Raw genomic sequence first — 12,594 nt, 5'->3', positions numbered from 1 at the left:
CCCCCCGCGTCCCCCCCAAAAAAACCACAGACGGCGCTGCGCGCGACCTTTCTGAACACGACTCCTCTGGATTCGTGTACCAACGTCTTGGCCCCGTCAACTGGCTGCCTGAGGAGCGCAAGCTCGTCGAGCGGTACGAGGCGGAGGTCAGGGAGCTGCGGCGGCGGCTGGAGATCGCCGAGGCGAAGGCCGCGTACGCCACGTGGAAGCTGGAGGCGACGCAGGCGAAGCGGACGTTCAAGCTGGGCGAGGCGCTGGGTTCGAGAAGCCCGGGGAAGATCGTCGAGGCGGTCCGGTCCAAGCAGAAGGCGCCCAAGGCGCCCATCCCGGTCACCGAGGCGATCGCGGCCGCCGGCAACCGGCCGCCCAGCGCCGAGGTGCCGCCGGTGAAGTGGCCCGCCGGGCCGGTGACCAGGCCGGACCTCAAGGTCGCGGTGATCCTGGACGACTTCTCGCGGATGGCGTTCAAGTACGAGTGGGACCAGATCGAGTTCGGGCTCAAGGACTGGCCGGAGATCTTCGCGGAAAAGCGGCCCGACCTGCTGTTCTGCGAGTCCGCCTGGCACGGCAACCAGGGTCGCTGGCGCTACCAGATGACGGGTACGAACGCTCCCAAGGAGCCCCTGCGCGACCTGGTGGCGTGGTGCAGGAGCGAGGGCATCCCGACGGTCTTCTGGAACAAGGAGGACCCGCCGAACTTCGACTTCTTCATCGACACGGCCAAGCTGTTCGACTACGTGTTCACCTGCGACGGTGACATGCTGCCGAAATATCGGGAAATTTTGGGACATGACCGGGTGGACGTGCTGCAGTTCGCCGCCCAGCCGCGCGTGCACAACCCGATCCAGCAGAACAAGGGCCGCCTGCACGACGTGGTCTTCGCCGGCATGTACTTCCGCGACAAGCACCCCGAGCGCCGCGAGCAGATGGAGACCGTGCTCGACCCGGTCAGAGAGCTCGGCCTGCACATCTTCGCGCGCAACGGCGAGGTGGACGAGAAGTACGCCTGGCCGGAGAAGTACCGGCCGCATATCGTGGGCGAACTGCCCTACGACCAGATGCTGGCCGCGTACCGGATGTACAAGGTGTTCCTCAACGTCAACTCGGTGCTCGACTCGCCGACCATGTGCGCCCGCCGCGTCTTCGAGCTGTCCGCCTGCGCGACGCCCGTCGTGTCGGGGTGGTCGCGGGCGATCGAGGAGACGTTCGGCGACCTGGTGCCCATCGCGCGTGAGCCGATCGAGTCGTACAACCAGGTCCTGCATCTGATCAACAGTCCCGAGCTGCGGGCCAGGATGGGGCACCTGGCGATGCGCGAGGTCTTCGACAAGCACCTGTTCTCGCACCGGGTGGACCAGATCCTGCAGGACCTCGGCCACCACGTGCGGCCGGGGAGCCGCTCGATCTCGGTGGTCCTGCCCACCAACCGCGCCTCCCAGATCGAGCACGCGATCTCGTCGGTGGCCCGCCAGCTCCACCGCCCGCTGCAGCTCATCATGGTGCTGCACGGCCTGGACATCGACCCGGTCGTGGTCGCCGACAAGGCCCGCATGGCCGGCATCACGGACGTCGTGGTCCTGCCCGCCGCCGCCGAGTTGTCCCTCGGCGCCTGCATGAACCTGGGCATCGCCGCCGCGGAAGGCGAGCTGATCGCCAAGATGGACGACGACAACCTGTACGGCGACCACTACCTGTCCGACCTGGTCAGGGCGTTCGACTACACGGACGCCGAGCTGGTCGGCAAGGGCGCGCACTACGCGTACTTCGAGGGCATCAACACCACGATGTTCCGCCTGCCCGGCCTGGAGCACCGCTACTCCTGGCTGGTGCAGGGCGGGACGTTCCTCGGCAAGGCCGGCCTGTTCCGCGCCTACCCCTTCGAGGACATCACCCGTGGCGAGGACACGGCCCTGGTGCGCAGGCTCAAGGAGGACAGGGTCAAGATCTACTCGGCCGACCGGTTCAACTTCGTCTACTGGCGTAGCGCGGACAGCTCGATGCACACCTGGCAGGCCGACCACATCAAGCTGACCCGCGTCGCGCAGTTCTCCTTCGTCGGCCGGCCCGACGACCACGTGCTCATCTGACCTCCTCGGCGCAGGGCCGGCCGCCCGCGTTATCTGGTGACCCGTGCCAGGTTCTGGTCGGCCAGGTCGGCCAGTTCGTACATGCCCTTCTGCTTCACCTGCCTGCCCACCACGAGCATGCTCGTGATCAGGTTCTTGCGCCTGATCAGGATCGAGCCGATCTGCGCGTTCTGGTCTCCGCCCGTCGCCGTGGTGATGTAGGCCCGCGACTGGTCGCCCTTGGCCGGCATGGCCAGAGTGCGGGTGCGGTAGGAGACCTGGGTGCCGGAGACGTTGGCGGTGTAGGAGGCGCACTGCTTCGACAGCGCCTCGGGGAAGGCGTCCGTCGGCAGCGAGACCACGGCCTGGGTGATCGAGTTCTGGCCGGCGGCGAACGAGATGACCGCGGCGGGCGCCTTGGCGATCTCCGGCTTGGCGGCGTCGAGCTGGGAGGCGCCCGCGCACTCCGGTCGCTCCATCTTGGCCTGGCGGACGGCCTCCAAACCCTCCTTGGTGGACTTGAGCGAGCCGAACGCCCCGATCTCCGGGCCGTACGCGATGCGCATGCCCTTGGGCGCGCCCAGCAGGGCGGCGCGCAGCGTGGCCGAGTCGGCCGACTTGGCGGATGACTGGCCCGATGACTGGGTGGACTCGCCGGACTGTGACGGCGATGCCGGGGCGGCCGGTGCCGGGGTGGACTCCCCGGACGAGCACCCGGCTATGACCACCATGCTCAGACATATGCCGGAAATGGCCTTGAGCATGAGCTCTCCAATTCACTCTTGCGACATTTTCCAAAACGCTAGAGGAAGCCGAGGTCGGAGAGCTGGGCAACGTCGCTATTCGCGGAATTCAACGGTTTCACGAACGATTACCGATTAGGACCTTTCCTGAGGTCATGCGTAGTGTCGGAACCCGGCGAATCGTACCCGGAATTTGCGGTAACGGCCGCGCAAAATGTTCCTCGAAGCACTGCGCGGCAGGACGCGGCATTTGGCCGGACTGATGATGATCGCGCCATGAGCTTGAATTCGCGTGACCTCGGGATGAGCCGGTCTGTCTCCCGCCGCGACTTCCTCGACGGCATGGCCGTGAGCGCCCTGGGGAGCGTAGTGGCGGGCGGGACGCCAGGGACGGCGGAGACGGCTCAGGAGAGCGCGACCCTGTCCGGGTTGCGCGGCGGGACCGCCGAGGCGCTCAGCGTGCCGCACGCGCTGCGGGACGGCCGCTTCTGGCAGTACGCGGGCCCGCCCGAGCTCATCGGGGAGAGTTACGACCTCGTGGTGGTCGGCGGCGGGCTGAGCGGGGTGAGCGCGGCCTACGAGTGGCTGCGGCGGGAGCCCGGGGCCAGGATCCTCGTCCTGGACAACCACGACGAGGTCGGCGGGCAGGCCAGGCGCGGTGTGTTCCGCGGGGCTCCCGACGGCGTGATGTGCGACGAGGAGACGTTCGGGGCCGACACGCTGGTCACGCTCGCCTCCGACTGGATCTCGCGGCTGCCGATCGCCGAGCGGGCCAGGCAGGAGTTGCGGACGCTGTACCGGGATCCGCCCGACTGGCTCCCCGGGCTCTCTGCGGAGGGCAGGCAGGAGAGGCTGGCCGGGCTGACGTACTCGGGGTTCCTGCGGGAGGTGTGCGGGGCGCATCAGGACGTCGAGCGGTTCTGCAGGACCATGTCGTGCCAGGAGTGGGGTTACGACGCGAGGGCGTTCGGCGCCATCGACGCCTGGGGCACCGGGTATCCGGGGTTCGGCGGGCTGGGGCTGGACGCGGACAAGCCGTCGCGGTTCAATTCCCCGACGGTGCAGAAGGAATGGGGACCAACAAGTCCGGATATTTCGTATTTTTCGGATGGAAATCAGGCTCTCGTTCGCAAAATGGTCGACCGGATGATCCCCGGGGGGCGGCTCGACCGGCCGGGCGAGCGGGTGCGGGTGCGGCTGTCCAGTCCGGTGGTGTCCGTACGTGACGGGGCCGCGGCGGCGAGCGTGGCCTACTTCGACGGCCATCGGGTGCTGGCGGTGGAGGCCGGAGCGGTGATCATGGCCTGCTGGAGCGCGGTCATCCCGTACCTCGTGCCCGAGTTGCCCGCCGAGCAGCGCCGGGCGCTCGGCCGGGCCGTCAGGGTGCCGTTGCTGCACGCCACCGTACGCGTGCGCGACCGGGAGGCGTGGCGGCGGGCCGGCGTCCGGCGGGTGCGCTGGACCGGCGCGTACTGGTGCCTGACCGAGCTCGGCCCGCCCGGCGAGCCGCCTGCCGTGCGCCTGCTGGCCACACCGTGCCGTTCGGAGCTGGGCCCGGAGGCGGGCGCGGTCGCGGGGCGCCAGGAGCTGATCAAGGCGCCGTACGAGCTGCTTGAGCACACCGTCCGCGACCAGCTCGCCCGGCTGCTCGGGCCCTTCGGCTTCGACCCGGCCGGCGACATCGAGGCGATCACGGTCGACCGGTGGGGGCACGGGAACGCGCCCGAGTACTGCCGGCCGTGGCACGCGTTCTACCCCGACGGGCCGCTGCCCGCGGACGCGGCGCGCAGGAGGTTCGGCAGGATCGCGATCGCGGGCTCGGACTCGGTGCCCGCCGCCCGCGCCGACGCCGCGATCACCGCCGCCTTCCGCGCCGTGGAGGAACTGGCCCGATGAGGCCGTGGGCGCGGATCTTCCTGATCGGGCTCGTCCTGTGGGTGGCCACCGTCGTCGTGACCGCCTGGACGGGCAATGCCAGCCTCGTCCCCACCGTGGTGCTGTTCGGGAGTTTCCTGGTGCCCGTGACGTTCGTCGTCTGGGCGTACGGGCGGGGCCGCTCGCCGCGGGTGACGGTCGAGCGGCTGTTCATGGCCTTCGTCGTGGGCGGCGTGCTCGGGGTGCTCGGCGCCTCGCTGCTGGAGAGCTGGCTGATCAGGCCGTCGATCATCATGTACGTGCTGGTGGGCCTGATCGAGGAGGGCGTGAAGCTGGCGGCGCTGATGTTCGTCACCCGGCACATGGACAGGCGCGGCACCAGGGACGGCGTCGTGCTCGGCGCGACCGTGGGCTTCGGCTTCGCCGCCTTCGAGAGCTCCGGCTACGCCTTCAACGCCCTCTTCACCGCTGACGGCCTGTCGCTCGCCCAGCTCGTGGAGACCGAGCTGCTGCGCGGCGTCCTGACGCCGGTCGGGCACGGCCTGTGGACGGCGATCGCCGGCGGCGTGCTCTTCGCCGCGGGCGGCCGGTTCAGGATGCCCGTCGTGCTGACCTACCTGGGGGTCTCGCTGCTGCACGCGTTGTGGGACTCGATGACCGCCATCGCGATCGCGATCACGCTGGTGCTGACCGGCCGGCCGTGGCAGTTCGCGCTGCTGCGGGTCGGCCGGGTGCCGGACGTGACCGCGTGGCAGGCACATGTGTACACGGCGCTGAACTGGGCCGGACTCATCGTGATCTCGCTGGTCGCACTCGCCTGGCTGCGGGCGGTCATGTCCTCGGCCCGCCGGGAGCCCAAGATCTTGTCCCAATAATCACGGTAATGAACGTGTTGCTCCCACTGCGCCGGAAGCATAAACGGTGCTAGTCTCCTGTGCGATCTTCCGGAGGTGTATTTACCCAAGGTGTGGAAATGCCCTCGACTCGAGGTTGGGACATGGGCTCGCGAAACCGGTCAATTCGGTTCAAGATCTTTCTATTGTTGCTGCTACCCCTCCTGTCTCTGAGCGCGCTCTGGGGTTTCGTCCTCAACCTCACCATGGGTGACGCCCAGTCACTGCTCCGCGCGAACACCCTCTACGAGACTCTCGGCGTTTCCTCCATGGACCTGGGCCTACAGTTGCAGGCCGAACGCGCGCGCTCCGCGGAGGCGCTCACAACCCGTGAACTCAACGAAGTACTCGGCGGCCAGCGCACCCGCACCGACAGGGCCGTCGCCGACTTCAGGCGGGCGGTCACGGACGCCGGCGGCGCGGTCGGCGACGACCTGCGCCTCCCGCTCGGCACGCTGACCACCGCCCTCGACCGGCTCGGCGCCGTCAGGGCCGACATCGACGGCGGCCTCGGCTCCCGGCTGGCCGGGCTGAACGAGTACAACGGGATACTCGACACGCTCTTCCTGCTCTACGACCACCTGGTCACCCTCTCCGACCTGACGCTCTACCAGCAGGCCTCCTCGCTGCAGGCCATGGGCCTGGCCAGGGAGTACATCGCCAGGGAGCACGCCCTCGTCATCGGGGCGCTGGCCGACGCGCGGCTCACCGAGCCGGAGACCGCGGCCTTCATCGAGTACGCCGCCTCCAGGAAGTTCCTGCACGCGCGCGGGCTGGCGGGGCTCGACGTGACGTTGCGGCGGCCGTACGAGCAGGTCTTCGCGAGTGAGCCGTTCCAGACCTTCGCCGCCATGGAGGCGCGCGTCATCAAGACGGGCGCCCCGCCGCCGGACGCCGAGAGCTGGGACGACGCGATCGGCCGGCTCACCTCCGAACTCGACGAGCACGGCGTCACCGCGTCCGACATGATGGCCGCGCGCGCGTCGGAAGCGGCCACCTCCACCATCGTCAAGATCGCGGTCGCGGGCGGGGTCGGCCTGATCGCGGTACTCGCGTCGATCGTCATCTCGGTACGCTTCGGTCGTCGCCTGGGCGGAGAGCTGGGCGGGCTGCGCGCCGCCGCGGTCGAGTTGTCGGAGCAGCGCCTGCCCGACGTCGTCGCGCGGCTGCGCAGGGGTGAGGACGTCGACGTGCGGAAGGAGGCCAAGGCGATCAAGGTGAGCGGTTCCGCTGAGATCACCGACGTGGCCAGGGCCTTCGGTTCCGTGCAGCGCACCGCCGTGACGGCGGCGGTCGGCCAGGCCGCGCTGCGGCGCGGGGTCGGCCAGGTCTTCCTCAACCTCGCCAGGCGCAAACAGGGCCTGCTGCACCGCCAGCTCGGCCTGCTCGACGGCATGCAGCGGCGCACCCACGACCCCGACCGGCTGGAGGAGCTCTTCCGCCTGGACCATCTGACCACGCGCATGCGGCGGCACTCCGAAAGCCTGATGGTGCTGTCCGGCGCCGCCCCCGGGCGGGCCTGGCGCCGGCCGGTCCCGGTGATCGACATCGTCCGGGCCGCGGTCGCCGAGGTCGAGGACTACACCAGGGTCACCGTCGACACCATGCCGGCCAGCGCGTTCGACGGCGGGGCCGCGGCCGACCTCACCCATCTGGTGGCCGAGCTGATCGAGAACGCCACCATCTACTCACCGCCGGACACCACCGTCCAGGTGCGCGGCGACCAGGTGAGCAACGGCTACGCCATCGAGGTGGAGGACCGGGGGCTGGGACTGTCGGACGACGAGTACGCCGCGTTCAACGCGCTGCTGGTCGCGCCCCCCGAGTTCGACCTGGCCGACAGCGACAGGCTGGGCCTGTTCGTGGTGGCCAGGCTGGCCGAGCGGCACGGGATCAAGGTCCTGCTGCGCCGCTCGCCCTTCGGCGGCACGACGGCCATCGTGCTCGTGCCGCGCTCGCTGGTGAAGGAGCAGCCCGCCCTGGAGGGGGGCGACGGCGCGGAGACCGCCGCGCTGCCGAGCCGCACACGGAAGAAGGCGCTCGCGGTGGTCACCTCGGGCACGCACGCCGGGCTGCCCAGGCGCGTGCGCCAGGCCAACCTGGCGCGGCAGCTCAAGGACGCGCCGCCGGAGCAGCCCGAGCCGGAGCAGCAGGCCGAACGCTCTCCCGACGAGGTACGCGACTTGTTCTCCGCGTTCCAGCGGGGAACCCAACGCGCCCGAGAAGACGCCTCTGAGGAGGGGCCATGAACAAGGGGGATGCATGAGTGCGCCGACCACCAACACCGGAGAGCTGAACTGGCTGCTGGACGACCTGACCACCAGGGTCGCCGCGGTGCGCCAGTCCGTCATCCTGTCGACCGACGGCCTGGCGATCGGCTATTCCAACGGTTTGTCCCGTGAGGACGCCGAGCATCTGGCGGCCGTGGCGGCCGGGTTCCAGAGCCTGGCGCGTGGCACGGGACGCCATTTCGGCGGCGGAGACGTACGCCAGACGATCGTGGAGATGGAGTCGGCGTTCCTGTTCGTCACCGCGGCGGGACAGGGCACGTGCCTGGCCGTGATCGCCGACGCGACCGTGGACGTCGGCCACATCGCCTACGAGATGGCGATGCTGGTCAAGCGGGTCGGCCAGCACATCACCACCAACCCACGCGCTGGAGCGTCATGATCGATGGCCCTCGGTGGTTAGATGAGGAGGCCGGACCCGTCGTCCGGCCCTACGCCCTCATCCGGGGTCGCACGCGCTCTTCCGGTGACGCGTTCGACCTCGTCGCGACCGTGCGCACGATCGGCGATCCGCCGGGCGACCTCGGTCCCGAGCAACACCGCATCCTGCGGGCCGCGCGAAACCCGATCTCGGTGGCCGACCTGGCCGTCGAGATCGACCTGCCCGTCGGCGTCGTCCGGGTCCTGCTCGGCGATCTGCGTGACCACGGCCTCATCTCCGTCACCTCGGCCTCCGCCGAAGGGTCACGGGCGAATGAGCGCATTCTCAAGGAAGTGATCAATGGACTCCGTGCTCTCTGAGGACCCCGTCGCGCTGAAGATTCTCATCGCCGGGGGGTTCGGCGTCGGCAAGACCACCCTGGTCGGCGCGATCAGTGAGATCAAGCCGCTGCGCACGGAAGAGGTGCTCTCCGACCGCGGCATCGGGGTCGACGACCTCGACGGCGTGGAGGCCAAGACCACCACGACCGTGGCGATGGACTTCGGCCGCATCACGATCCGCGACGGGCTGGTCGTGTACCTGTTCGGCACCCCCGGGCAGGAGCGGTTCTGGTTCATGTGGGACGAGCTGTCCTACGGCGCGCTGGGCGCGGTCGTGATCGCCGACACCCGGCGGCTCACCGACTGCTTCCCGTCCGTCGACTACTTCGAGCAGCGCGGCACACCGTTCGTGGTGGCGGTCAACTGCTTCGACGGCGACAACCCGCACAGCGTCGACGACGTGCGCATCGCCCTCGACCTGGACGACGACGTGCCGGTGCTGCTGTGCGACGTACGGCGGCGCACGTCGGCCAAGGAAGTGATGATCGCCCTGGTCGAGCACTCGCTGCGGACGCTCGCCTCGGCGAACTAGCCTCTCGCGGATGTCCTGAGGACGCGGCTAGAGCGCCCTCAGGCCGTTGATCACCTCGCGGAGTAGGCTCTCCGTCGGCGTGGCGGCCTTGTCCGTCTGCTGGCGCACCGAGACCAGGCCGTGTTCGAGCAGGTCCCCCAGCAGCACCCTGACCACGCCGACCGGCAGGCCGACCTCGGAGGCCAGCTCGGCGACCGGGGTGGCCCGCCCCGACAGGAAGCTCAGCACCCGCCGGTGCTGGGCGCTCAACTCTGCGTTGGCCGGGGCAGGCGACCCCGTCGCGACGACGGTCGCCAGCAGGTCGAGGGCGGAGGACGTCGGCCTGGTGCGCCCCCGCGCGACCGCGTACGGCCGCACGACGGGTCCGGCCTCCTCGTCAACCCACTCGTGCTCGCGGCTCACTGGTCAGATCCCCCATCCTGGTCGCTGTCCTGCCGCCCCCGCTGCCAGCCTGACTGGAGCGAGGAGAGCAACGCCCTGGCTTCTTCCGGCGAGCGTTCCCCTGCGGCCGATGGCGCGGGAGCCGGCGACGCCTCCTGGAGCCGCTGCGGCGGGCTCGTCTGCCGTTCCCTGCGCGGCAGCCCCTCTCGGCGCGGCAGGCTCGGCTGCCCCTCGTCGTCGGGCGGGCCCGGATCCTCCTGCCGGCGCGGCAACGCCACCGGGCTCGCCCCTGTCCCCCTCTTGCTGGTACGCACCCGGCGCGGCAACTCGCCGGGTCCTGTGGTCTCCTGCCTGACGACCGAGACGGATACCGACTCGAACTCCATCTGCTGCACCGGGGTCGCCATGGGCTCGACCAGCGTCCCCGGCACGAGCACGATGGCGGTCGTGCCCCCGTACGGGGAGAGTTTGAGCGTGACCTTGACGCCGTGCCTGGCCGCGAGCATGCCGACCACTGCGAACCCCAGCCGCTCGGTCTGCGCCGGGTCGAACTCCTGCGGGCTGGCCAGCCGCTCGTTGACGGCCCGGCGGGTGGACTCGTCCATGCCGAGCCCGCGGTCCTCGATCTCGACGGCGAAGCCCCTGCCGACCATCTCGCCGCGCACGGAGACCTCGTTGCTGGGCGAGGAGAAGGCGGCGGCGTTCTCGATCAGCTCGGCGAACAGGTGCATGAGGTCGGTCACGGCCGCGCCGGATACGCCGCACTCGGGCATCGGATAGACGCGTACCCGGGTGTACTCCTCGACCTGGGCGGCGGCGCCGCTGAGCACGTCCTCCATCGGGATGACGCCGCGCCACCTGCGGCCCGCCGCACCGCCGGAGAGCAGCACCAGGCCCTCGGCGTGGCGGCGCATGCGGGTGGTCAGGTGGTCGAGCCTGAACAGCCGCTCCAGCGCCTCCGGCTCCTCCGTCTGGCGCTGCATCTCGTCCAGCAGCTTGAGCTGGCGCTGCAGCAGCGACTGGCTGCGCCTGGCCAGGTTGCGCAGCGCCTCGGACACGCCCTCACGCAGCCTGGCCTGCTCGACGGCCGCGTCCACGGCCGTGCTCTGCACGCTGTCGAACGCCGAGGCCAGGTCGCTGACCTCGCTGGTCGCCTGCCTGCCGACCCGGATGGGCGGCGCCTCGGCCGCGATGTCCACGTCCTCGCCCTTGCGCAGCTTCGCCACGACGTCGGGCAGCCTGATCTCCGCCAGGTCCAGCGCGGTACGCCGCAGCGCCGCCAGCTCGCGGGTGATCCTGCGGCCCACCCGGATCGAGATGAAGATCGAGAACACGACCGCGATCAGTCCCAGCGCGCCGGCGACCGCGGCGCTGACCAGGACGGCCACGCCGGCGGGCTGCATCCTGTCCAGCAGCTTGTCGCCGGTGCCACGGACGGACTGGGTGAACTCCTGCTGCACCTGGTCGGAGATGCTCCGCCAGAGCTCGAGGTCGGCCGGGCGGCCGGAGATGTAGCCCTCCAGGAGGTTCTCCATGGTGACGTACCTGGAGGAGTAGTACAGCTTCTCGAACGGGGCGCGCAGCTCGGTGTCGAGGTTGGCCAGGGCCTTCGGGAACAGGTACGTCCTGCTGCCGTCGATGCCGGCCAGCATGTGGGTGTCGTGCATGCTGGGCCGGCCGTTCGAGGCGATGAGCAGGGCGTGCTCGCGGCTGAGCAGCTCGCGTACCTCGTCGGCGGCGATCAGGCCCTGCGCCTGGAGCGCGAGCTCCAGGTCGGTGCTGACCGTCAGCCTCGAATACAGGAGGTGGACCTCGTCGGAGATCTTCGCGTACTCCGTGACGAGGGCGCCGGGGGCGAGCCTGCGCTCGTCCACCTTCCCCCTGATGTCGGGGAGCTGGTCGATTGCCGCGAACACCGCCTGGAGCTGCGTCTTCATGTCCTGCGTGAGCGCCGACTGCGTGTCATCGGACAACGCGCTGTCGCGCAGCGTCTTCTCGTTCGTGTCCACCTCGGCCCGCGCCTTGGCCAGCGCGTCGGGGTCACCCGACGCGCGCGCGATCCGCTCGGCCGAGGCCAGCCGCTCGATCTGGAGGTTGGCGACCAGGCGATCGGTGTGGTTGATGACCCCCCTCCAGATGGTCTCGACCTTCAGGAGGTTGAGCGCCTCACCGGACGTGGTGCTCGCGGCGAAGCCCCAGAGCGCGATGAGGGAGGCCAAAGGGACGACGAGCAGCGTCGAGATCTTGAATCGGATGGATCTGCCCGATGCCATGACACCTGCTCCCGCATAGAAGATCGCGGGAGAGAATAGCACCGAAACAGATGGTTTTAAGATCGACTAGCGATAAATCTGTGATATGTCGGGAAATTTGCAGCTTCGGCCGGGCGGCGGGCCGGGACCGGCCGCCAGACCAGCCACATGAGCCATGCCGCCAGCACCGCGAGCAGGGCCACCTCGGCGCCCAGCAGCAGCCGCTCCACCAGCCCGATCAGCACCCGCTCGCCCGGCAGGGCCACGTACGTGATCGCCGCCAGCCCGAACCCGCCGGCCAGCGCCACCCACTCCACCACCCGCGCCACGGGCTTCCAGTCGGCGTGCGCGCCCAGCCTCGGCACCAGCAGCGCGCCGGCGGCCGGGAGGCTCACGAAGGCGGCTATGGAGACGTATCTGTGGATCTGGGCCGTCATGGTGAGGTCGTGGCCGATGGGTGTGGTCGGGACGATGGCGGCGATCACCAGCGCCGCCGACCACACCATCAGCAGGCGCTCGGGCAGGCCCCTTACGGGCGCCCCCGCGGCCCGCAACCCCGCCAGCAATGCCAGCGACCCGATCCCGAGCACCGCCATGGCCACCTCTGTGACGCCCCCGCGATCGGCCACGCCGTACTCGCTCACGGTGACGTTCATGGGGTCGAGGTAGGGATCGGGCCCGAACTGCCCGACCAGGACCGCGACCACCGAGAACACGATCGACCCACAGGCGATCACGGGATAGATCCGCGCCGCGCCCAGGGGCTTCACGGAGGTCTTGACCATCATGCACACCACCCTCC

General features: G+C 69.8%; 11 protein-coding genes. 7 read left to right on the top strand and 4 right to left on the bottom strand.

Annotated features, from left to right (window positions below; translation table 11 throughout):
- Positions 1-74: 74 nt before the first annotated feature.
- Positions 75-2,087 (top strand): glycosyltransferase family protein, encoded by a 2,013-nt coding sequence (locus ITP53_RS48505; protein ID WP_195902253.1) that lies wholly within the window; start codon positions 75-77, stop codon positions 2,085-2,087.
- A gap of 29 nt (positions 2,088-2,116) precedes the next feature.
- Here the strand turns inward: ITP53_RS48505 and ITP53_RS48500 are convergent, their stop codons facing one another.
- A complete protein-coding gene (locus ITP53_RS48500) occupies positions 2,117-2,830 on the bottom strand; it encodes a hypothetical protein (protein ID WP_195902252.1) in 714 nt (237 codons plus the stop codon).
- 255 nt (positions 2,831-3,085) lie between these two features.
- On the opposite strand from ITP53_RS48500, the gene ITP53_RS48495 reads away from it, so the two are divergent.
- The 6 genes from ITP53_RS48495 to ITP53_RS48470 all read left to right on the top strand — a co-directional run bounded on the left by ITP53_RS48495 (position 3,086) and on the right by ITP53_RS48470 (position 9,159).
- Positions 3,086-4,705 (top strand): FAD-dependent oxidoreductase, encoded by a 1,620-nt coding sequence (locus ITP53_RS48495; RefSeq protein WP_236052023.1) that lies wholly within the window; start codon positions 3,086-3,088, stop codon positions 4,703-4,705.
- Complete coding sequence (locus tag ITP53_RS48490; RefSeq protein WP_195902251.1) at positions 4,702-5,559, top strand: PrsW family intramembrane metalloprotease; 858 nt, start codon at positions 4,702-4,704, stop codon at positions 5,557-5,559. Before ITP53_RS48495 ends, ITP53_RS48490 begins: the two co-directional genes overlap by 4 nt.
- Before the next feature lie 167 nt (positions 5,560-5,726).
- Positions 5,727-7,826: a sensor histidine kinase gene (locus tag ITP53_RS48485; RefSeq protein WP_195902250.1), complete on the top strand. Its 2,100-nt coding sequence runs from the start codon at positions 5,727-5,729 to the stop codon at positions 7,824-7,826.
- Positions 7,827-7,839: 13 nt separating this feature from the next.
- Positions 7,840-8,247 (top strand): roadblock/LC7 domain-containing protein, encoded by a 408-nt coding sequence (locus ITP53_RS48480; RefSeq protein ID WP_195902249.1) that lies wholly within the window; start codon positions 7,840-7,842, stop codon positions 8,245-8,247.
- A complete protein-coding gene (locus ITP53_RS48475; RefSeq protein ID WP_195902248.1) occupies positions 8,244-8,606 on the top strand; it encodes a DUF742 domain-containing protein in 363 nt (120 codons plus the stop codon). Before ITP53_RS48480 ends, ITP53_RS48475 begins: the two co-directional genes overlap by 4 nt.
- The gene (locus ITP53_RS48470) at positions 8,587-9,159 is read left to right on the top strand and encodes a GTP-binding protein (protein ID WP_195902247.1); all 573 of its coding nucleotides are present in this window, start codon (positions 8,587-8,589) and stop codon (positions 9,157-9,159) included. Before ITP53_RS48475 ends, ITP53_RS48470 begins: the two co-directional genes overlap by 20 nt.
- Positions 9,160-9,186: 27 nt before the next feature.
- On the opposite strand, the gene ITP53_RS48465 is transcribed toward ITP53_RS48470, so the two are convergent.
- The 3 genes from ITP53_RS48465 to ITP53_RS48455 all read right to left on the bottom strand — a co-directional run.
- Entirely contained in the window at positions 9,187-9,561 is a 375-nt protein-coding gene (locus ITP53_RS48465; RefSeq protein ID WP_195902246.1) for a DUF742 domain-containing protein, read from the bottom strand.
- Entirely contained in the window at positions 9,558-11,813 is a 2,256-nt protein-coding gene (locus ITP53_RS48460; protein ID WP_195902245.1) for a sensor histidine kinase, read from the bottom strand. Before ITP53_RS48460 ends, ITP53_RS48465 begins: the two co-directional genes overlap by 4 nt.
- Positions 11,814-11,869: 56 nt before the next feature.
- The coding region (locus tag ITP53_RS48455; protein ID WP_328818220.1) for a DUF998 domain-containing protein at positions 11,870-12,594 on the bottom strand (725 nt) is incomplete at its 5' end.

The organism is Nonomuraea cypriaca (genome assembly GCF_015645445.1).
GTDB classification, from domain to species: Bacteria; Actinomycetota; Actinomycetes; order Streptosporangiales; family Streptosporangiaceae; genus Nonomuraea; species Nonomuraea cypriaca.
The sequence above is the reverse complement of the archived record's forward strand: the minus strand, read 5'-3'. Positions and strand labels throughout refer to the sequence as shown.

Bases quoted from the DNA above. Each gene is read 5' to 3' on its own strand.
- ITP53_RS48490 (WP_195902251.1), top strand. From the start codon at position 4,702: ATGAGGCCGTGGGCGCGGATCTTCCTGATCGGGCTCGTCCTGTGGGTG.
- ITP53_RS48480 (WP_195902249.1), top strand. From the start codon at position 7,840: ATGAGTGCGCCGACCACCAACACCGGAGAGCTGAACTGGCTGCTGGAC.
- ITP53_RS48470 (WP_195902247.1), top strand. From the start codon at position 8,587: ATGGACTCCGTGCTCTCTGAGGACCCCGTCGCGCTGAAGATTCTCATC.
- ITP53_RS48460 (WP_195902245.1), bottom strand. From the start codon at position 11,813: ATGGCATCGGGCAGATCCATCCGATTCAAGATCTCGACGCTGCTCGTC.
- ITP53_RS48500 (WP_195902252.1), bottom strand. From the start codon at position 2,830: ATGCTCAAGGCCATTTCCGGCATATGTCTGAGCATGGTGGTCATAGCC.
- ITP53_RS48495 (WP_236052023.1), top strand. From the start codon at position 3,086: ATGAGCTTGAATTCGCGTGACCTCGGGATGAGCCGGTCTGTCTCCCGC.
- ITP53_RS48475 (WP_195902248.1), top strand. From the start codon at position 8,244: ATGATCGATGGCCCTCGGTGGTTAGATGAGGAGGCCGGACCCGTCGTC.